This is a genomic window from Nitrosomonas sp., assembly GCF_019752415.1.
GTDB lineage: Bacteria > Pseudomonadota > Gammaproteobacteria > Burkholderiales > Nitrosomonadaceae > Nitrosomonas.
Genome location: NZ_JAIEME010000040.1, coordinates 15832 through 36627 on the forward strand (window position 1 = coordinate 15832; position 20796 = coordinate 36627).

Here is a 20796-nt window from a genome sequence, read left to right on the forward strand (position 1 = left end):
ATCTTGCGCCTTTTTTTGCGCTTAGAATTAATCAGTACTTCCTTTATTATTTGGATTGAGGATTACCCGGAGAAGCGATGGATTTTCTGCCAATTTTCTTAAACATCAGAAACAAAACCTGCCTAGTGGTAGGCGCCGGTGAAGTCGCGACGCGTAAAATTATGCTTTTGCTCCAGGCTGGTGCGCAAGTTTCCGTGGTTTCTCCCGAGCTGGATACAACGCTAAAAGAATACCTTGTGCATGGCAAGATCAAATTTTGTGCTGAATCTTTTCAACCCGAGCAACTGGAAGATATTGTTTTAGTTATTGCTGCAACGAATGATCGGGTCACGAACCGATTGGTTTCTGAGACAGCCCAGAAAAGGAAAATTCCGGTTAATGTAGTTGATGACCCGGACTTATGTACTTTCATCATGCCTTCCATCGTGGACCGGTCACCGCTGTTGATTGCAGTATCCAGCGGCGGCCAATCCCCTGTACTGGCTAGATTGTTACGCGCCCAATTAGAAATTATGATACCGGTCGCCTATGCACGGCTTGCGGCAATGGCCGGTAAGTTCCGCAAGCATGTCAAACAGCATTTTACACACCCGGAGAAACGACGTATTTTCTGGGAAAAAGCGCTACAAGGCCGATTTACGGAACTGGTACTGGCTGGAAAGGACAAAGCAGCACAGGTGTATCTGCTGCAATCCTTGCAGCAAGAAAAAAACGAGTCTCCACAAGGCGAGGTTTATCTGGTTGGAGCCGGACCGGGCAATCCTGATTTACTCACTTTCCGGGCCATGCGTCTGATGCAACAAGCAGATGTCGTTGTTTATGACCGACTGGTCTCGCCTGCCATTCTCGATATGGTACGCCGGGATGCCACTCGTATTTATGCCGGCAAGGAACGTAATCGCCACACCTTGGAGCAAGAATCTATCAATCTACTACTGGTACGACTCGCACAAGAAGGGAAACGAGTGCTGCGGCTCAAAGGCGGCGATCCTTTTATTTTTGGCCGAGGGGGCGAAGAAATCGAAACCTTGGCGTCCTACCATATTCCTTTCCAGGTTGTGCCCGGCATTACTGCCGCCTCCGGTGTTGCAGCCTATGCAGGTATACCACTCACACACCGGGATTATGCCCAGTCATGTATTTTTGTTACCGGTCATCTGAAAAACAACAGTATCGACTTGGACTGGCCCTATCTCGCACGCCCTAACCAGACCATCGTGATCTATATGGGATTGCTGGGACTCCCAGTCCTGTGTCAACAATTGGTCGCCCACGGCCTACCAGATTCCACGCCAGCAGCAATCATTCAGCAAGGCACAACGCAAAAACAGAAGATCGTTACCGGAACATTACAAACATTACCCGATCTCGCCGCAGCTGCAAAGCTGATTCCACCCACCCTGATCATCGTTGGAGAAGTCGTCCAACTACACCAAAATCTTGCGTGGTTTGAACCAACCGAAAAAATCTCGCCAACACAAATCATCTCAGGGATAGCAATAGACGCGGATAAGAAATAGTAAAGTCACAGTAACCATGAGCAACATCATTAATGCGATACCAGATTCCAGAATCAGTACTCTAAATTGCCGTTTGAGTCTGAATGAGAAAAGAAAGCTGATCCATTGGAACCTTATACTGATTCTCTAAACCGCATCGACAAATCTATCGCTCTGATATTCTTCGTCAAACTGCCAATAGAGATCCTACCTACCCCCGTTTCAGCCACCTGGCGCACATTCTTCAAGGTAATATTCCCGGATGCTTCCAATGTGACTCGTTCACCAGTTTTCTGGCGGGTCAGCACAACCGCATCCGATAGCTGATTCAGCGTAAAATTATCTAACAGAACCGTACTGGCACCGGCTGTCAGCGCATCTTGTAGTTCTTGCAAAGATTCTACTTCAATCTGGATAAAGACCCCTGGTGGCGCAATTTCCTGTGCTTTTCTCAATGCTGATCTTATTCCACCCGCTGCAATAATATGATTTTCCTTGATCAGAATTCCATCATACAAGCCAAAACGATGATTCATGCCCCCGCCACACTTCACTGCATATTTCTGCGCCAACCGGAGCCCGGGCAATGTTTTGCGTGTGTCCACAATAACAGCTTGTGTGCCATTTATTGCATCGACAAAATACTTGGTTTGTGTCGCTACAGCAGACAGCATTTGTAAAAAATTCAGTGCAGAACGTTCGGCTGATAATAAGGCGCGGGCTTGCCCTTTAATCTCGCATAGCTTATGTCCTGCCTGAACGGTGTCTCCATCCTTGGCAAGCCAATGAATTGTTGTTTCTGATGATAAAGCTAAAAAACAAGCTTCAAACCACTGCACACCGCACAATATCGCATCTTCTCTGCTAACCACCGATGCGCTCAGTTCCTTGTCTCCAGGAATCAGGGATGCCGTCAGGTCGCCCGCACCAATATCTTCCGCCAGTGCGTGCTCTACATTGTTGTCAATTTCAGCATGTAAATCTTTCAATTATTTTTACCTTCATCTTCAATGAACATGAGAAATTATAGTACACCTGATTAACGCCACACTATTTCAGTAGCTTTCCAGGATGTTCACTTACACCATTTGAACAGATAGTATATGCTGCCCCATGCCTATAAGGAGGTTATATGTCTAGTGCAATTGATTTAATTATCTACAGTATTGCCACTATGCTGGGTCTTGTCATCGTCGGCATGGTCGTATTCTGGTTTATTCAGGATGTAACACAAAAAAAACATTCTGTGCTGCGTAACTATCCTGTTATTGGAAGGCTACGGTATATTTTTGAACGACAGGGGAAATATTTCCGGCAATATTTTTTTACCAATGACCGGGATGAGATGCCGTTCAATCGTGCCACGCGCGGATGGATATACAAGAATGCCAAGAATAAAGGCAGCCTTGTCGGTTTTGGTTCCACCAATGACTTGCGCCAACCTGGTTCGATTATTTTTGTCAATGCTGCTTTTCCTATTCAAGAAGAAGATCAGTTACCGACACCTTCATTACATATCGGTCAAGGTTATTGTGAATATCCGTTTGAAGCCAAATCCATCGTCAATATCAGCGGCATGAGCTATGGTGCAATCTCAAAACCGGCTGTGCGCGCGCTATCACTCGGCGCCGCACAAGCAGGTTGTTGGTTGAATACCGGTGAAGGCGGATTATCTCCTTATCACTTGGAAGGCGATTGTGATGTGATCATGCAAATTGGCACCGCCAAATATGGCATCCGAGATGAAAGCGGAAATTTCTCGCCCCAACGCGCAAAAGAATTGAGCAAGATGGTGAAAGCATTTGAAATCAAGCTATCGCAAGGCGCAAAACCCGGCAAAGGCGGATTACTGCCTGGGAATAAAGTCGGTAGTGAAATTGCTGCCATCCGCGGCATTCCCGAAAATCAGGATTCCATCAGTCCAAATCGCCATAAGGACATTAACAATATTGATGAACTGCTAGATAAAATTATTTATATCCGAGAACTGACCGGGCGGCCTGTAGGCGTCAAAACAGCTATCGGCGGGTGGAATTTTATTAACGAGCTATGTGATAGCATCAACCGCCGAGGACTAGAGTATGCACCCGATTTTTTAACTATTGATGGCGGTGAAGGCGGCAGTGGCGCAGCACCTCAGACATTGATTGACCATGTCAGTCTACCTATCGCAGAAGCCTTGCCACGCGTGGTAGATTCATTACTCCAATCCGGTCTCAGGAACCGCATCCACATCGTTGCTGCGGGAAAATTGGTGACTTCTGCTGAAGGCGCATGGGCGCTCTGTGCTGGCGCCGATTTTGTGAATACTGCGCGTGGCTTTATGTTCTCATTGGGCTGCATTCAGGCGATGCGCTGCCATCTCAATACTTGCCCAACTGGAATTACCACGCATGATGCACGTTTACAGAATGGTCTGGTAGTTGAAGAAAAATATCTGCGTGTTGCCAATTATGCCCGGAATGTCAACAAAGAAATTAACATGATCGCTCACTCATGCGGCCTGCATCACGCACGGCAATTTAAACGTGAACATGTACGTATCGTTGAAACAGCGGGTAAAAGCGTGGCGCTAAATATTCTTTATCCCTATCCCGAACCATCCGAAAATATAAACTAGAGATCCGATTTATCCAACTTCATTGTTAGCCGTTATCCAGGTATCAATCGGGCAGTACTTCATATCATTTTGAGAAAAAATGGGAAAAAGACTCCCTAAATACCATTTAAGATTAATGCCTGACTACCGATAATGTATGCCTCATGCCCGGAAACAAATCTACTTAACAACTAGTAGCCCAATAATCGACAATGTTTCGTTTTTTTATCAATCAGGATGACCTAAGAATCCGAATAATTAGCGGCTTAACGCTGGTTATACTCATCTTGTTAGCAAGTTTCTCAGTGTATCGCGTCATGCAATCACAAATCGAAGAAATGGCTGCTTCAGGTCTAGAGGTAGCACTAGCGAATAAAGTCAAGTTAATCGAAAATCAAATTGCCTATTTAGTAGCGAATACAAAAACATTGAACACACGTATCTTTCTGATTCAAAGCTTAGAAAAGATTTATGTAGATGAACTCAATGATGAAGGTATCGCCGGACTCATCAAGTCTGTGGATAAAATACTGACCAGACCTTTCATCGGTATAAAGATCCATGACGCTGAAGGAAACCTGATACTGAATTCAGGTATCAGTTCCACTAGCCCGAATCTTGCTGTTGAATTGGATACCGGCTCGGATATCCATACTGTTTTATTGTGGGATGAGCAGTTTATTATCCGTAACTCGATACAACTCCTAGATGAAAAAAACAATCCCATCGGCCGCATCACGACTGAAGAATCCATGCCGGATCTTACAAGAATATTTAAGGAAGCGACTCTAATTGGTAAAACCGGTGACTTTCTTCTTTGTGCACCTGTAAAAGAAAATGATCTTGAGATGGATTGCTTCTTGCGCGGATTTAACGGGAATCAATTTAAACGCATGCAGCGAACTATGCATAACAAACCGTTACCAATACATTTTGCCTTAGCAGGGCAGACCGGCATTAAATTTACTCAGGATTATCGGCGGATGGATGTTGTTGCAGCCCATTCACCGGTTGCTTTCGGCTTGGGTGCTGTGCTCAAGATCGATGAAAACGAACTGTATAGCCACCTGACTCAACAGACAAAAACAATCGCGCTATACCTAGGTCTGCTCGTTCTAATCGGTATGGCAGTTATATACTGGTTGACCGTCCCGCTTATTCAAAAAGCAATTAAATCCAGAAACACATCAATCAATGCATTTAAGGAGTTAATACGGGCTAGAGACAACGCGGAAAAAACTTCTTCCGAACTATCTGCCTACATTAACGCGATTGGTAAACTTGCTCTAATCTCGATCACAGACGATCAGGGAAGTATTATACAAGTCAATGAAAAATTCTGTGAAATCAGTGGTTATTCTTCAGAAGAGCTCATCGGACAGGATCATCGTATACTGAACTCACGTACACATCCTAAATCATTCTTCATTGAAATGTGGGAAACAATTACAACAGGTCAAACCTGGCATCATGAAATCTGTAATCGCAACAAATCGGGTGGGCTCTATTGGGTTGATTCGACCATTGTCCCATTGGTGAACACAAGTGGAAAGATAGATCGTTTCCTTTCTGTACGGGTAGATGTTACTGCACGCAAACACAGTGATCTTGACTTGAACGAGCGGCTAAAGGAAAGCAATTGTTTACATATGGTACGAAACTATCTCGAACAGGATCTAAATGCAGAAAAAACATGCCAGAGCATATTAAACTGTTTAATTCTGGCTTTACAATTTCCTGAGATGGCTGTTGCCATGATTAAACTTGCAGATAAACAATTTACCACAGTATCCTATCAAGACAATCTTCCAAATACGATAAGCGCAAAAATCATCGCCAATGGAGAGGTATGTGGACTGCTGCAAGTATCTTATATCCAGGATCTCCCTTTTGCTCTGCCTTATGAGCAAAATCTTATAACAACCGTTGCGCATGATCTAGGTCGCTGGTTCGAACATACTGAAGCAGAAAAACGCATCATCGAGATGGCAACACATGACGCGTTGACGGGCCTACCCAATCGGTATTTACTACAAGACCGTATCGAACAGGCGCTCGTCCATGATACGCGTAGCCAAAGACAAATGGCGGTACTGTTTATCGACTTGGATCATTTCAAAACCATCAATGATTCACTCGGTCATGATATCGGTGATCTTTTATTAAAGGCGGTTGCAGAAAGATTGCTAATTTGTGTCCGCAACGAGGATACAGTTGCCCGTCAGGGTGGTGATGAGTTTATTGTTGTATTAAATTCCATCACAGAATCACTAGATGCTGCAAAAGTAGCACAGAAGATCTTGGATTCACTGCTTCGACCCTATTACATCCATAAAAATGAGCTACATATCGGTGGCAGCATCGGTATCTCGGTTTTTCCGAATGATGGTGCCAATGCAGAAACATTGCTAAAGAATAGTGATGTCGCGATGTATCACGCAAAGGAAAACGGGCGGAATAATTACCAATTCTTTACCGATGAACTCAATAAATCAGCACATGAGAGACATACGCTCGGGCTTGATTTACGCTATGCACTAGAACGTAATGAGCTGGTGTTATATTACCAACCTGTCATGGATATGCCCAACCACCAGTTGTACGGTGTAGAAGCGCTGCTCCGTTGGCGACACCCCGAACACAAGTTGATCGCCCCAGATAAATTTATCAACCTGGCAGAAGAAACCGGTTTAATTATCCCAATTGGAGAATGGGTTCTGAAAACAGTCTGTGCACAGATTAAATCCTGGCATGAGCAGGGTTATATCGTGCCAAAAGTTGCCATCAATCTGTCAGCAAGACAATTCCGTGACAAAGAACTAATTAATAATATATCACGCATCCTCAGAGAAACAGGTGTAGAAGCTAAATATATTGCCCTGGAAATAACAGAAAGTATGCTGATCGACAATATTGAAAGAGTGGTAGAAACACTTAACTGTCTCAGTGCAATGGGCATACAAATTTCAATTGATGATTTTGGGACTGGTTACTCAAGCCTGAGTTATTTGAAGCGCTTCCCGATTCATACACTCAAAATAGATCGTTCATTCGTGCGCGATATTGTAACCGATAAAAATGACCGCACCATTGTTGCGACTATTATCGCGATGGCGCACAGTCTGGAAATGGATGTCATCGCAGAAGGAATTGAAACAGAAGAACAATTGAATTTTTTGATGACACAGAAATGCAATCACTATCAAGGCTATTATTTTAGCAAACCAGTACCTATTTCTGAAATTGAGCGCACCCTACTAAAACCTATACCACCAACAAACAATATACGCGTTATCCACTCAGCAAAATAATCTGCTCTTGAAATTTCATTCCTCTCCCCCACGTAGGAAACAATAACCTACTATGGGAGCATTTCATGCGTTTTGACAAACTAACCACTAAATTCCAGCAAGCCTTTGCTGATGCACAGAGTGTTGCTGTCGGTCAGGATAATCCAACCATTGAACCACAGCATCTGCTACTAGCATTATTGCAACAAGAAGATGGCAGTACACTTTCCTTGCTTCAGCGCTCCGGAGTCAATACCACTCCACTTCTGGAAAATATAAAACAAAGCGTTCATCGTTTACCAAAAGTAGAAAATTCGGGTGGGGAAGTTGCTATTTCCCGTACGTTGAATAACCTGCTTAACTTGGCAGACAAAGAAGCGCAAAAACGTAACGACCAGTTTATTGCCTCAGAAATGTTTCTTCTGGCAATCTTGCAGGATAAAGGTGAGATCGCTGCATTGCTTAAGCAACATGGTGCCAATTACACAGCACTAGAAAAAGCCATCAATGCAATACGAGGTGGCGAGCAGGTCAGTAGTGCAGAAGCCGAAGGTAGTCGAGAAGCTTTAAAGAAATATACACTGGATCTTACGGAACGTGCACGTCAGGGTAAGCTGGATCCGGTCATCGGACGTGACGATGAAATTCGTCGTGCGATACAGGTTCTACAACGTCGCACAAAAAACAACCCCGTGCTGATTGGTGAACCGGGTGTGGGTAAAACCGCAATTGTTGAAGGCTTAGCCCAGCGCATTATCAATGGGGAAGTACCTGAAAGCCTGAAAGATAAACGAGTTCTCTCGCTGGATATGGCTGCATTGCTGGCGGGTGCAAAATACCGTGGCGAATTTGAAGAACGCCTCAAGTCGGTGTTAAAAGAACTTGCGCAAGACGAAGGTAAAACCATTGTATTTATTGATGAGCTGCATACGATGGTTGGAGCAGGCAAAGCAGAAGGTGCAATGGACGCAGGCAATATGTTAAAACCCGCATTGGCACGCGGAGAATTGCACTGTGTCGGTGCAACCACATTGGATGAATACCGCAAATATATTGAAAAAGATGCTGCGCTGGAACGGCGTTTTCAGAAGGTATTGGTGGAAGAACCCACCGTAGAAGCCACGATCGCAATACTGCGCGGTTTGCAGGAAAAATATGAAGTGCATCATGGCGTGGATATCACAGACCCCGCTATTGTCGCTGCTGCTGAATTATCCAATCGTTACATTACCGATCGTTTTCTGCCCGACAAGGCAATTGACTTGATTGATGAAGCCGCAGCACGCATTCGCATGGAAATTGATTCCAAGCCAGAAGCGCTGGATAAGCTGGACCGTCGCTTGATACAACTCAAAATTGAGCGCGAAGCAATCAAAAGGGAAAAGGATGAAGCATCGCAAAAACGCCTGCAATTACTTGAGGAAGAAATAAAACAAAAAGCACGGGAATATGCTGACTTAGACGAAATCTGGAAAACTGAAAAATTCTATGTACAAGGCTCCCAACAGATTAAGGAGGAAATGGAAAAAATCAAGCTGGAAATAGAAGCGGCTACCCGTAAAGGCGATTGGCAAAAAGTCTCGGAATTGCAATACGGTCGTCTCCCGCAACTGGAAGCGCAATTACAATCCCAGCTCAATGATCAGAAGCAACAAACCGGAGACAGCGAACCTGGTGTGACAATCACGCCCAAACTATTACGCACGCAAGTCGGCGCAGAAGAAATTGCAGAAGTGGTATCGCGAGCTACCGGCATCCCTGTGTCTAAAATGATGCAGGGTGAACGCGAAAAACTGCTGCTGATGGAACAAAAACTACATGATCGCGTGGTTGGTCAGGATGAAGCCGTGCGCTTAGTATCTGATGCGATCCGCCGTTCGCGTGCCGGGCTGGCTGATCCCAACCGGCCTTACGGGTCTTTCCTGTTCCTGGGACCAACCGGTGTAGGGAAAACTGAACTATGTAAAGCTCTGGCAGGATTCCTGTTTGATTCCGAAGACCATCTAATCCGCATTGATATGTCCGAATTTATGGAAAAACATTCGGTAGCTCGCCTGATCGGTGCGCCGCCGGGTTACGTCGGTTATGAGGAAGGCGGTTACTTAACTGAGATCGTACGCAGAAAGCCCTATTCGGTTATTTTGCTAGACGAAGTGGAGAAAGCACATCCGGATGTATTCAATGTATTGCTACAAGTTCTGGATGACGGACGCATGACGGATGGTCAGGGTCGCACCGTTGATTTTAAGAACACGGTTATCGTCATGACATCCAACCTGGGTTCTCAAATGATTCAGGAAATGTCCGGAAGTGAATATCAAGCAATCAAAGAAGCCGTTATGGGCGAAGTAAAAACGCATTTCCGTCCAGAATTTATTAATCGCATTGATGAAGTCGTTGTATTTCATGCGTTAGATGAAATACATATTAAATCGATTGCCAGAATACAATTGAATTACCTGGAAACACGATTGGCCAAACTGGATATGAAACTCCAAGTCAGCGAAGCAGCACTGGCAGCGCTTTCTCAAGCTGGTTTTGATCCAGTTTATGGCGCACGTCCTCTAAAACGTGCTATTCAATCGCAAATTGAAAATCCATTAGCCAAGGAAATTCTGGAAGGTCGATTTATTGCAAAAGATACGATTAAAGTTGATTTCAGTGATTACAAGATCAACTTTTCTAAATCAAATGTAGATATATCGATAGATTAAAGCGTAGCATCTAAGTCAGCAGCAAGAATAAAATATGCCGGAATACATGGTGAATATACTTCAACAATATGAGATTCGGGTAAAATGTATTATTTCTACTGGATAGATTGATATGTTTAAAGGTAGCTTGGTTGCTATCGTCACTCCGATGGATGAAGAGGGTGGATTAGATTTAGAGCGTTTCCGTTCTCTTCTTGATTTCCATATAGACCAGGGTACCGATGGCGTTGTAGTAGTTGGCACGACAGGTGAATCGCCAACTGTAGATTTTGATGAGCACCACTTGTTGATGCGCACTGCAGTTGAACATGTTGCTGGACGCATCCCGGTGATTGCAGGTACTGGTGCGAATTCAACGCGTGAAGCTATTGATTTATCGATTTATGCAAAAGACTCTGGCGTAGATGCCTGTCTCTCGGTTGCTCCTTATTACAACAAACCTACTCAGGAAGGGTTGTATCAGCACTTTAAGGCAATCGCAGAAGCAGTAGAAATTCCACATATCCTCTACAACGTTCCGGGTAGAACAGTTGCAGATATTCATAACAATACCGCACTACGCTTGGCACAGATTCCCAATATTGTGGGTATTAAAGATGCAACGGGAGATATTGGGCGAGGTTCTGACTTATTGTCACGTGCACCATCCGGATTTTCCATCTATAGCGGTGATGACGTCAGTGCATTAGCATTGCTGCTGTTAGGTTGTCATGGCGTCATTTCAGTCACGGCAAATGTAGCACCCAGAATGATGCGTGAAATGTGTATTGCTGCATTCTCTGGCAATCTAAATACTGCGCGAGTGCTGAATCACAAGCTCCTGCGTTTACATATTGATCTGTTTGTAGAAGCGAATCCAATACCTGTGAAATGGGCTGTTGCACAAATGGGTTTAATCGGCTCTGGAATCCGACTGCCGCTTACACCCTTATCCGCTCAGTATCACCAGCTTATTCGAGAAGCCATGCAATCAGCCAATATCCATGATTTGAAGGAATAAGATGTCAAAAATGAAATGGCGAAAAGTAACCATACCGTCTCTGGTATTGGCGCTTTCATTGACAAATACAGGTTGCAACCTGTTTCCAGAAACCAAAACCATCGATTATAAGTCAGCAGGAAAATTACCTGCTTTAGACATACCGCCCGATCTCATCAAACCCGCTATTGATGAACGTTATTCAATCCCTGAACTCAGTTCATCAGGTAGTGCAACATTTTCCACCTATAGTAGCGAACGTGGCGGACAACAAACGGCTGCTGGCACATCCTCTTTTTTACCATCATCGATTCAGAATGTGCATATTGAGCGAGCTGGAACGCAACGCTGGCTGGTTGTACCGCAATCTCCTGAAACTGTATGGCCAATAGTAAAAGAATTCTGGCAGGAACTGGGTTTCTTGATCAAAATAGAAGTTCCAGAAGCAGGAATTATGGAAACTGATTGGGCAGAAAATCGCGCCAAGATTCCACAAGACTTTGTGCGCACTTTCCTCTCCACCTTCCTGGATAGTATTTATTCAACAGCTGAGCGTGATAAATTCCGCACCCGTTTGGAACGCAATGAGATAGGCAGTACCGAAATATATATCAGTCATCGTGGCATGAATGAGGTCCTGGAAGGAGGCAGCCTCAACCGGACAATCTGGCAACCACGCGCAGCAGATCCTGACCTGGAAGCTGAGATGCTATCTCGTTTGATGATGCGCTTTGGCGTAGAAGAAGAGAAAGCCAAGCTGGAGTTAACTACCGGCAAGAGTACTGCTCAAGAACGCGCCCACATTGACTCGGAAACAGGGAGTACTCTCGTCATTACTGAAGCATTCGACAGATCATGGCGACGTGTTGGTTTGGCACTTGACCGTATTGGCTTTACTGTTGAGGATCGCAATCGCGTAGAGGGTATTTATTTTGTGCGCTATCTTAGTCCCGATAAGGACAGCAAGAAAAAAAGCGATGACGAGGGTATTCTGTCAGGAATTATGTTCTGGCGTAGCGGGAATAAGGATGATGAAAAAGCTGCAAAATACCGTATACAAATTCATAGCACTGGAACCAATACCAGCAAAGTTACTCTGTTAAATGATGACGAAACAGCGGTGAATTCCGCCACTACGAGCCGCATTCTGAAGCTTTTACATGAGCAGCTTAAATAACAAAAGTGTGAGTGCTGACATGAGCGCGTTGAAGAGTTAGTTTTGTATTTTGGAAAAATCCTAAAGTAATAAGGGAAACTCTCAGAAAGAATGAAAAAGAGCAAATATCCAAAAAATAAATCTTGCAAATAAAAAACCGCCTCTTCGGGCGGTTTTTCTCTCAGGCAAAAAGAAATTATTTTTTGCTGTCTGGCTCTCCGCCTTTCATAACCTTTTCATAGTTCGCTTTTTCAGTTTCAGGCAATGCTTGACTAGGTTTTCCACCGCATGCAAATAACGTTAAAGACAGCAAGAGTGAAGCCAGAAGAGTATATTTCATCATGTATTTTCCTTATAAAAAGTTCTTAAAAGTAAGTTCAGCAGTATATAACGAATTAAACCAATCATTCAAGCAAGTTCTAGCTAGAAATTTAACGAGTTTATATCTGCTTTTTGGATTATTTAATCATTAATGGAATAAGAAAAACTCTACATATCCCATATAATTTCATAGTTTCTACAAATTCATTTTTCATACCCACACTGCATATAATTTCATAAACTGGAATTATACGCAGTGGTCGCAATCAAATGAAAAATCTTTTTTGATTGATAAAATAATAAATAATCCAGCTTAATTTATTATTTTATCAATCGACAAGCCAATAATCTTCTTTTAAAAAAGCTAATGGCCCTATAAAAGACTATTTTGTATTATCAGCAGGTTCTGAATCCCTTGGTGCATAAGCTGATGGGGGTGGTTTATCCATAGGGTAGCCATCAAGACTTTTCTTGCCTTCACAAGCAGTTAACGATAATACTGCAAATGCAGCGGCAAAAAGTGAAAATTTAATCATTTAATCTCCCATGTTCTTTCTATTTAGTTAATATGCAATAGCATAATTGAAGCCATTCAATTATACAATTTTGTACCTATTTAAACTACCACAAAACTTAAAAGACTTTATGCCGAACTTGTTAATCCGCTGATACCATTCGGAAAATATTTATCAAGATAATCGATAGCTTATTATGAACACCACGTTAATATTATTAAACTAATTTCATAAAAAAGAAACCGCCCCTTACAAAGCGGTTTCTTTTTTATGAAATTAGAAAAACTCTTAAACTTTAAGATTCGACCGATACCTCATTACTTAGGTGTGCCCTCACGTTCATCCATAAAGCTTGGAGGGTATTGACCTGGTTTTGGCTCACCACATCCGACTAGAAATGAAGCTAAAAGAACAGCAATTAATAGAGAGTATTTCATATTCTAGATCTCCTATAATCAAAAATAAATTTGACGAAAATTAAATTATGTAAAACAACTCATCGGACATTAAAATCAGAAAGACCATAACCTTAAAACCAGAATAAAATAATACTGTCCAGAAAAATTCAAGTAAATCTCTAAGATGTCAGACTATTGAGAGTTTCATATTGCCTGATTCTTACTTACGATATAACCACTAACATACCACTGATACAGGATTTTCTCTGTCTCCTCGTCGATATGAGGAGATGGAAAGAATTTCTGATTGTCAGCCAATTCAAGCAACATTTTGAATGTATTGCTACTCACTCTACAAACTTCACCATTGATAAAGAACTTATTATGGCTACTTAACATTCTACTTTTTAAGCCAAGCTGAACTCCATTTTTCCTAATCTGTTGCAGAAATACAAATGGCGCCAGAGGTTCCATCGGCTGCTCAAAGAAAACATGTGACTTAGGTTCCGAAAGATAAATACCCAGAAAATTTTCAATATCATCGCGACTCCAGCTAATTTTCTTCAATATCGAATGTACCTGGGCTTGCATTGCTTCACTGATCTTTGATGGATGAGATTGCAATCGCAATCCTGGATCAGAATACCGGCCTTCCGTTTCTACCTTGTCTTGTAGATAAACAAGAAATTGTGTCATCACCTCATCATGACTGAGAGCACGGAAGCCAATGGAATATGTCATACAATCATCTTCAGCAATCCCGTTATGCGCGTATTTAGGCGGCAAGTAAAGCATATCACCCGGTTTAAGAATCCACTCTTGTTCCGGCAGGAAATTTTTCAGTATTCTAAGCGGAGCGTCAGCTATGAATCGATCATCCTGCTGCGCCGATATCTGCCAACGTCGAGATCCCATTCCTTGCAATAAGAATACATCGTAGGAATCAAAATGTGGCCCGATCCCACCACCCTTGGGTGCATAGCTCACCATTAGGTCATCCAAGCGGGCATGCGGAATAAAGCGGAATTTCGACAATAAGTCACGCGCTGAAGGCAGAAAATGATTCACATCTTGCACTAGTAGTGCCCATTGCTTTTTAGGCAACTTTGCAAAATCATTGCTGTTGAGTGGACCATGCTTAAGATGCCACTTACTATTTCTCTGGATTACAAGGCGGGATTGCGCATCTTCATGACACGCCAGTTCCGTCAGTTCATCGCGCGTTAATAATCCGCCAAAACCAGGCAATGCATTCCTTACCAGCAAAGGCCGCTGTTGCCAATAATCACGTAAAAAGTCTTTAGGCGTAATTCCTCCCAAAGAAATCATCTTTATTCTATTAATGTTTAATTCCCCACAATTCTTCTAACCGTTTATCCCGTCCGCAATTGTTCCGATAATATGTATACCGCAGTGGGTTCTTAATGTAATAATCTTGATGATATTCTTCTGCGCGGTAAAATTCCGTCGCAGGTAAAATCTCCGTAACAATCGGTCGATTAAATCGCCGGGAAGCTGCCAGTTCCTTCTTTGAGGTTTCTGCCAGCTCTTTTTGATCAGAATTTCGGTAAAAAATCACACTGCGATACTGTGGCCCGACATCGCAAAACTGTTTGTTGATGGTCAACGGATCTATCGTTATCCAATAGGCGGCTAGTAATTGGGAAAAACTAGTTTTTGTATTATCAAAATGAATTTTCACAGCTTCAACATGCCCGGTTTTGCCAGCAACCACCTGACCATAGGTTGGATTCTCCACGGTACCACCAATATAACCTGATGTAGTCGAAACAACACCTTGGATTTTATCAAAATCAGATTCCGTACACCAAAAACAACCGCCAGCAAAGATTGCTGTCTCTAAATTTTCCTCCGGTATTAGCGAAATCGTTGCCTCTGCTATTGGTCCATCCATTTGTCGGCAAGCATTCAATATCACTACAAACAGCAATAACACAATCATAAAATTCTGTTGATGAATCCATTTCAACATAGACTTAGCCTCTGAGTGCCGGTAGTTGGTCTGTTTTTGGTACAAATTTTAACGCCAGTCCATTATTGCACCAACGCTCGCCTCTGGGTGGCGGACCATCCTTAAAAACGTGCCCCTGATGCCCCCCGCATCGTGCGCAGTGATACTCAGTTCGCAAAAAAATTAGTTGAAAATCGGGCTTAGTACCAATGCTTCCCGGAATAGGTTGGGTAAAGCTCGGCCATCCGCTTCCACTTTCATATTTATACTGACTTTCAAATAATGGCAAATAACAGGCAGCACAAATAAAAATTCCTTCCCGATGCTCATAATTTAATTCGCTACTACCGGGTTCTTCGGTATTTTCTTCAAATAAAACACGATAAGCTTCTGCTGAAACCAGTCCGCGCCATGCTTTATGTGGTTTGTTGAGTGGTTCGATCACAGTCTGATTGATAAGATTTGCAACTGCTTGTGTTGATAATAATAAAAAAAGGGGCAATACAGTTATTCCACTGCATCCTTGGAGAAAGGTGCGTCGTTTCATAAAAACTCCTTCATATGATTCATGCGGTCAAATAACCTCATTGCATAAAAAACTCAAACAAGCTGATCAAACAAGCTTCGTCCAACATTTAAGATGCTCACCAAAAATTGACATCATTTTGATTAACTCCACCATGCAGAATTATCTTTAAATCCTGTATCATCTCAGTTTTAAGATTATATCTTAGTCCACATGAAAATCACTTTTCTGGAATTTGAGCAAAATATTGCGGAATTTGAATCAAAAATAGAAGAATTACGCTTTGCCCAAGACGATTCCGCGTTGGATATCTCGGCTGAAATTGTGCGTTTACAGGCAAAAAGTCAATCTCTCACGAAAAATGTTTATGCAAAACTGACACCCTGGCAAATTTCACAAGTTGCCCGGCATCCGCAACGCCCCTATACGCTGGATTACATTGAATATTTATTTGCAGATTTTGAAGAATTGCATGGTGACCGGAATTTTTCCGATGACCACGCAATTGTCGGCGGTATAGCACGATTTAACGGCCAGACCATTATGGTGATCGGCCATCAGAAAGGACGTGATACTCGGGAAAAGATTTATCGTAATTTTGGGATGCCCAAACCGGAAGGTTATCGTAAAGCACTGCGCCTGATGCGCTTGGCCGAGAAGTTCTCTATTCCACTCGTTACTTTTATCGATACGCCAGGTGCATATCCCGGTATTGATGCGGAAGAGCGCGGGCAATCAGAAGCCATCGGTAAGAATCTTTATGTTTTGGCGGAATTAAGAGTTCCCGTAATCTGCGTAATTATTGGAGAAGGCGGCTCTGGTGGTGCCTTAGCAGTCGCTGTCGGGGATGTCATCCATATGTTGCAATATGCCACCTACTCCGTGATATCACCGGAGGGTTGCGCATCTATCCTATGGAAAAGTGCAGACAAAGCACCTGAGGCAGCGGAAATCATGGGAATTACTGCTGACCGATTGAAAACAATGAATTTAATTGACAGTATCATTACTGAACCAATCGGTGGCGCACATCGTGATTACCCAGCAATCATGCAATCGGTAAAGAATGTTTTACAGGAATCACTCCGCAAGCTTCAGGATCATTCTATCGAATCACTTCTGGAAAAACGTCTAGATCGGCTTATGACATATGGCTCATTTAAGGAAGTCAAAGTCGAATAGCCTTATATGTGATACGAAAGAAGTATTACTTGCACATATTAAACAGGGCGATCACTTAACTATTGCCTTGAGTGGGGGTATAGATTCCGTTGTATTACTGCACGTACTGGCTACGTTATCCAAACAATTGCAATTTACACTTTCTGCTGTGCATGTTAATCATGGTATCAGCAGTAACGCAACACTCTGGAGCAGGTTTTGTTGCAATCTCTGCCACAGCTACGGCATTTCTATCTATGTCGCCTATCTACAGATCAAAAAAGAAGCTGGTACCAGTCTTGAGGCTATCGCCCGGGAAGAGCGTTATCGCATATTCAGTCATATACAAGCAGATTATGTGGTATTGGCGCAGCACCTGGATGATCAAGCCGAAACTCTATTGTTACAATTATTTCGTGGTGCAGGCGTAAAAGGATTGAGTGCGATGCCAATTGTCAGAAAACAAGTTTCTGATGCAGCTCCGCAAATATTCCGGCCACTGTTAGAAGTTTCTCGTAGCCGAATTGAAGCCTATGCACGGCAACACAAATTAAATTGGATCGTCGACGAAAGTAATGACAGCATCACTTTCAATAGAAATTTCTTGCGTCATGAGATTCTACCCATATTAAAAATACGATACCCCAATTATCCAAAAACGCTGTTACGTACGAGTCGCCACTTGTTTGAAGCATCATTTCTATTAGATGAATTAGCTGAAATCGATAATGCATATTGTCGTGCTTTGGGAAAACTTCAAGTTGAAAATCTACGCAAGCTGAGCTTCCCTCGCGCCAAAAATCTTCTACGCTACACATTGCTAAATTACGGTGTAACCCTTCCCAGCACAGCCAAAATAGAAAATATTCTGAATCAGCTTTTATCGATAGGCATGGACAATCAATTCCATATCAATTTTGGTGATACTGAAATGCGTTGTTATAAAGGTATCATTTATATGTTACCCGGGAAAACACCTTTCCAAGAACCCAAGCAATACATATGGCGAGGGGAAGCCTACTTAGCACTCCCTCATTTACGCGGCAGTATCCGATTTACTCAAGTAAGAAATCAAGGTATTAGCCAGCAAAAATTATTAAATGAACCAATCACTGTGCGTTCGCGTAGTGGCGGAGAACGTTTTACACCGGCTTGCAATCGCCCACGCAAAAGATTGAAAAATCTATTGCAGGAAACAGCTATCCCACCGTGGGAACGTATCTCCATACCCTTATTGTTTTGTGGTGAGAAGCTAATATGGGTGCCGGGAATCGGCATCGACTGTGAATTTCAAGTACATTCTGATGAAATAGGAATTTTACCCAGCTGGGATCCCGAGTAAATAATAAAAATTAAGCTATGCTTGGCATTTATAGAAATATCACCACAATCGATCTATTCTTTAGGAAAACAGCATGATTCTAGTCACAGGGGGTGCAGGATTTATTGGAAGTAATTTTGTTCTGGATTGGTTAGCACAATCCGATGAAAAAATTATAAATCTTGATAAATTAACTTACGCCGGTAATTTACAAAATTTGTCCTCATTATCTAAAGATACGCGGCATATCTTTGTACAAGGAGATATTGGAAATACCCAGCTGGTTTCACAAATCCTGGCTCAGTACCAACCCCGAGCAATTATTAACTTGGCTGCTGAAAGTCATGTTGATCGCTCGATCCACGGCCCAGAAGATTTTATTCAAACCAATATTCTGGGCACATTTCACTTATTGGAAGCAGTACGCGCTTATTGGAATGAGCTTGAATCCACTACTAAACAAAATTTCCGCTTTCTCCATGTTTCCACCGATGAAGTGTATGGTTCATTGACTCGAAACGAACCCGCTTTTACCGAAGAGCATCGTTATGAACCCAACAGCCCCTACTCAGCAAGCAAGGCTTCCAGTGATCACTTAGTTCGTGCCTATCATCACACGTACGGCTTACCCATACTAACCACAAACTGTTCGAATAATTATGGCCCCTTCCAGTTCCCAGAAAAATTAATCCCCTTAATGATTGCTAATGCTTTGGCAAGGAAATCTTTACCCGTATATGGGGATGGTCAGCAAATTCGCGACTGGTTATTTGTTACTGATCACTGCTCCGCAATTCGCCGTGTACTAGAAGCCGGTATTGTAGGAGAAACTTATAATATTGGCGGTTGGAATGAAAAACCAAATATCGAGATTGTTCAAACAATTTGTACTTTATTAGAAGACTCGTTTCCTGGCTCGGTTTTTCACAAGTTGATTACTTTTGTCAAGGATCGACCAGGGCACGATCGTCGCTACGCAATTAATGCAATGAAAATTGAACGTGAATTAAACTGGAAACCAGCAGAAACGTTTGAGACGGGAATACGTAAAACTATTCAGTGGTATCTGAATAATCAGCAATGGATATCTGATATTCAAAACGGTACGTACCGCGAGTGGATAGAAAGAAACTATCTCGGGTTACTGAAATGAAAATATTACTATTCGGCGGAAAAGGTCAAGTGGGATGGGAACTGCAGCGCAGTTTGATTCCCTTAGGCGAATTAGTCGCTTTAAATTCGACAAGTGAAAATTTTTGCGGCGATCTAACTAATCTTGCAGGCGTCAAACGAACCGTACGGAAAATTTCGCCAGATATCATTGTTAATGCAGCAGCCTATACAGCGGTCGATAAAGCTGAAAAGGAACCAGAGTTAGCTCAAATTCTTAATGCAGAGGCACCTGGCGTACTGGCACAAGAAGCCAGGCAACTGAATGCTCGATTAATTCACTATTCCACGGATTATGTTTTTAACGGCGCTGGTGACCAACCATATCTTGAAACCGATCCTACGGATCCTCTCAATGTTTATGGTAAAACTAAGTTGGAAGGTGAAACAAATATTCGGTCATCTGGTTGTGCACATTTAATATTTCGTACCAGTTGGGTTTATGCTTCCTATGGAAATAATTTCATTAAAACAATTCTCCGCTTAGCGCGGCAACGAGATAAATTAACGATAGTCAATGATCAAGTTGGGTCACCTACAGGAGCAGAATTAATTGCTGATGTCACTGCTTACGCAATACTTACATTAAAACACAATCCTGAGGTATCCGGTTTATATCACTTAGTTGCAAGCGGGTGTACATCTTGGTTCGATTTTGCCAAATTCATTTTAAAGCATGCTGAGCAAGCAAACATTCCACTCAAAGTTCCATCTACTGCACTGCAACCGCTAAAGAGTGATGACTATCCATTGCCTGCAGAACGCCCACTTAACTCGCGTTTAAATACTCGTAAGCTAGAAAATACCTTTGATCTAATTCTTCCTGAATGGCGAATTGGAGCATCGCGTACACTCACTGAAATATTAGATAAGAAACATTTTGGAGCAATATAAAGAAAGCCCCAAAGCACGGCCACAGGTAATCCAGAGCTAAACAATCGGCCATTAAATGCCAACAAGAATTTGATGTTAAATATATATTTACTGATTTTGGTGATCATAAGAACCGGAAATGTTAGAATATCCGAGACCTTTGCAAAATTCAACGAATTATCAAACTCGTTACAATTTCTGATTTTTTTGTGAGTATCGCGATATTTTTTAGTCATTTCCTTGCTGAAATCACGCGAACAATCACTTTCATTGATCAGTATCGGCTCAGAAGGCGCATTTGT

General features: G+C 42.6%; 16 protein-coding genes. 10 read left to right on the forward strand and 6 right to left on the reverse strand.

Annotation, left to right across the window (positions count from 1 at the left end):
• Nucleotides 1–77 precede the first annotated feature (77 nt).
• The gene (cysG, locus tag K2P83_RS07890) at nucleotides 78–1520 is read left to right on the forward strand and encodes a siroheme synthase CysG (protein WP_292927986.1); all 1443 of its coding nucleotides are present in this window, start codon (nucleotides 78–80) and stop codon (nucleotides 1518–1520) included.
• A 113-nt stretch (nucleotides 1521–1633) separates the two neighbouring features.
• Here the strand turns inward: cysG and nadC are convergent, their stop codons facing one another.
• Nucleotides 1634–2488 carry a carboxylating nicotinate-nucleotide diphosphorylase gene (gene nadC / locus K2P83_RS07895; RefSeq protein WP_292927988.1) on the reverse strand — a complete coding sequence of 285 codons (855 nt, stop codon included), beginning with the start codon at nucleotides 2486–2488 and terminating at the stop codon, nucleotides 1634–1636.
• Nucleotides 2489–2631: 143 nt separating this feature from the next.
• Between nadC and K2P83_RS07900 the strand changes: the two genes are divergently transcribed.
• The 5 genes from K2P83_RS07900 (at nucleotide 2632) to bamC (ending at nucleotide 12258) form a co-directional block, all read left to right on the forward strand.
• Entirely contained in the window at nucleotides 2632–4119 is a 1488-nt protein-coding gene (locus K2P83_RS07900) for an FMN-binding glutamate synthase family protein (protein ID WP_292927990.1), read from the forward strand.
• 296 nt (nucleotides 4120–4415) lie between these two features.
• Nucleotides 4416–7409, forward strand: coding sequence for a GGDEF domain-containing phosphodiesterase (locus K2P83_RS07905; RefSeq protein WP_292927992.1), 2994 nt, complete (start codon nucleotides 4416–4418; stop codon nucleotides 7407–7409).
• A gap of 65 nt (nucleotides 7410–7474) precedes the next feature.
• Nucleotides 7475–10102 (forward strand): ATP-dependent chaperone ClpB, encoded by a 2628-nt coding sequence (gene clpB, locus K2P83_RS07910; RefSeq protein ID WP_292927994.1) that lies wholly within the window; start codon nucleotides 7475–7477, stop codon nucleotides 10100–10102.
• A gap of 112 nt (nucleotides 10103–10214) precedes the next feature.
• A complete protein-coding gene (dapA, locus tag K2P83_RS07915) occupies nucleotides 10215–11102 on the forward strand; it encodes a 4-hydroxy-tetrahydrodipicolinate synthase (RefSeq protein WP_292927996.1) in 888 nt (295 codons plus the stop codon).
• Nucleotide 11103: 1 nt separating this feature from the next.
• The gene (gene bamC / locus K2P83_RS07920; RefSeq protein WP_292927998.1) at nucleotides 11104–12258 is read left to right on the forward strand and encodes an outer membrane protein assembly factor BamC; all 1155 of its coding nucleotides are present in this window, start codon (nucleotides 11104–11106) and stop codon (nucleotides 12256–12258) included.
• A 175-nt stretch (nucleotides 12259–12433) separates the two neighbouring features.
• Here the strand turns inward: bamC and K2P83_RS07925 are convergent, their stop codons facing one another.
• The 5 genes from K2P83_RS07925 to msrB all read right to left on the reverse strand — a co-directional run bounded on the left by K2P83_RS07925 (nucleotide 12434) and on the right by msrB (nucleotide 15990).
• Nucleotides 12434–12580 carry a hypothetical protein gene (locus K2P83_RS07925; protein WP_292928000.1) on the reverse strand — a complete coding sequence of 49 codons (147 nt, stop codon included), beginning with the start codon at nucleotides 12578–12580 and terminating at the stop codon, nucleotides 12434–12436.
• A gap of 361 nt (nucleotides 12581–12941) precedes the next feature.
• Entirely contained in the window at nucleotides 12942–13094 is a 153-nt protein-coding gene (locus K2P83_RS07930) for a hypothetical protein (protein ID WP_292928002.1), read from the reverse strand.
• 581 nt (nucleotides 13095–13675) lie between these two features.
• Nucleotides 13676–14800: a cupin domain-containing protein gene (locus K2P83_RS07935; protein WP_292928004.1), complete on the reverse strand. Its 1125-nt coding sequence runs from the start codon at nucleotides 14798–14800 to the stop codon at nucleotides 13676–13678.
• A gap of 10 nt (nucleotides 14801–14810) precedes the next feature.
• The gene (msrA, locus tag K2P83_RS07940; protein WP_292928006.1) at nucleotides 14811–15464 is read right to left on the reverse strand and encodes a peptide-methionine (S)-S-oxide reductase MsrA; all 654 of its coding nucleotides are present in this window, start codon (nucleotides 15462–15464) and stop codon (nucleotides 14811–14813) included.
• Between the two features lie 4 nt (nucleotides 15465–15468).
• On the reverse strand, nucleotides 15469–15990 hold the full coding sequence (gene msrB, locus K2P83_RS07945; protein WP_292928008.1) for a peptide-methionine (R)-S-oxide reductase MsrB: 522 nt from the start codon (nucleotides 15988–15990) through the stop codon (nucleotides 15469–15471).
• A 192-nt stretch (nucleotides 15991–16182) separates the two neighbouring features.
• Between msrB and K2P83_RS07950 the strand changes: the two genes are divergently transcribed.
• From K2P83_RS07950 to rfbD, 4 genes are all read left to right on the forward strand, one after another.
• Nucleotides 16183–17151, forward strand: a complete 969-nt coding sequence (locus tag K2P83_RS07950; RefSeq protein ID WP_292928010.1) for an acetyl-CoA carboxylase carboxyltransferase subunit alpha — start codon at nucleotides 16183–16185, stop codon at nucleotides 17149–17151.
• A 67-nt stretch (nucleotides 17152–17218) separates the two neighbouring features.
• Complete coding sequence (tilS, locus tag K2P83_RS07955; protein ID WP_292928012.1) at nucleotides 17219–18472, forward strand: tRNA lysidine(34) synthetase TilS; 1254 nt, start codon at nucleotides 17219–17221, stop codon at nucleotides 18470–18472.
• A gap of 73 nt (nucleotides 18473–18545) precedes the next feature.
• Nucleotides 18546–19604, forward strand: a complete 1059-nt coding sequence (rfbB, locus tag K2P83_RS07960; RefSeq protein WP_292928014.1) for a dTDP-glucose 4,6-dehydratase — start codon at nucleotides 18546–18548, stop codon at nucleotides 19602–19604.
• On the forward strand, nucleotides 19601–20515 hold the full coding sequence (gene rfbD / locus K2P83_RS07965; RefSeq protein ID WP_292928016.1) for a dTDP-4-dehydrorhamnose reductase: 915 nt from the start codon (nucleotides 19601–19603) through the stop codon (nucleotides 20513–20515). Before rfbB ends, rfbD begins: the two co-directional genes overlap by 4 nt.
• The last annotated feature ends 281 nt before the right edge of the window (nucleotides 20516–20796 follow it).

Bases quoted from the DNA above. Each gene is read 5' to 3' on its own strand.
- K2P83_RS07950 (WP_292928010.1), top strand. From the start codon at position 16,183: ATGAAAATCACTTTTCTGGAATTTGAGCAAAATATTGCGGAATTTGAA.
- K2P83_RS07935 (WP_292928004.1), bottom strand. From the start codon at position 14,800: ATGATTTCTTTGGGAGGAATTACGCCTAAAGACTTTTTACGTGATTAT.
- cysG (WP_292927986.1), top strand. From the start codon at position 78: ATGGATTTTCTGCCAATTTTCTTAAACATCAGAAACAAAACCTGCCTA.
- K2P83_RS07930 (WP_292928002.1), bottom strand. From the start codon at position 13,094: ATGATTAAATTTTCACTTTTTGCCGCTGCATTTGCAGTATTATCGTTA.
- K2P83_RS07925 (WP_292928000.1), bottom strand. From the start codon at position 12,580: ATGATGAAATATACTCTTCTGGCTTCACTCTTGCTGTCTTTAACGTTA.
- clpB (WP_292927994.1), top strand. From the start codon at position 7,475: ATGCGTTTTGACAAACTAACCACTAAATTCCAGCAAGCCTTTGCTGAT.
- rfbB (WP_292928014.1), top strand. From the start codon at position 18,546: ATGATTCTAGTCACAGGGGGTGCAGGATTTATTGGAAGTAATTTTGTT.
- rfbD (WP_292928016.1), top strand. From the start codon at position 19,601: ATGAAAATATTACTATTCGGCGGAAAAGGTCAAGTGGGATGGGAACTG.
- dapA (WP_292927996.1), top strand. From the start codon at position 10,215: ATGTTTAAAGGTAGCTTGGTTGCTATCGTCACTCCGATGGATGAAGAG.
- bamC (WP_292927998.1), top strand. From the start codon at position 11,104: ATGTCAAAAATGAAATGGCGAAAAGTAACCATACCGTCTCTGGTATTG.
- K2P83_RS07905 (WP_292927992.1), top strand. From the start codon at position 4,416: ATGCAATCACAAATCGAAGAAATGGCTGCTTCAGGTCTAGAGGTAGCA.
- K2P83_RS07900 (WP_292927990.1), top strand. From the start codon at position 2,632: ATGTCTAGTGCAATTGATTTAATTATCTACAGTATTGCCACTATGCTG.
- msrB (WP_292928008.1), bottom strand. From the start codon at position 15,990: ATGAAACGACGCACCTTTCTCCAAGGATGCAGTGGAATAACTGTATTG.
- msrA (WP_292928006.1), bottom strand. From the start codon at position 15,464: ATGTTGAAATGGATTCATCAACAGAATTTTATGATTGTGTTATTGCTG.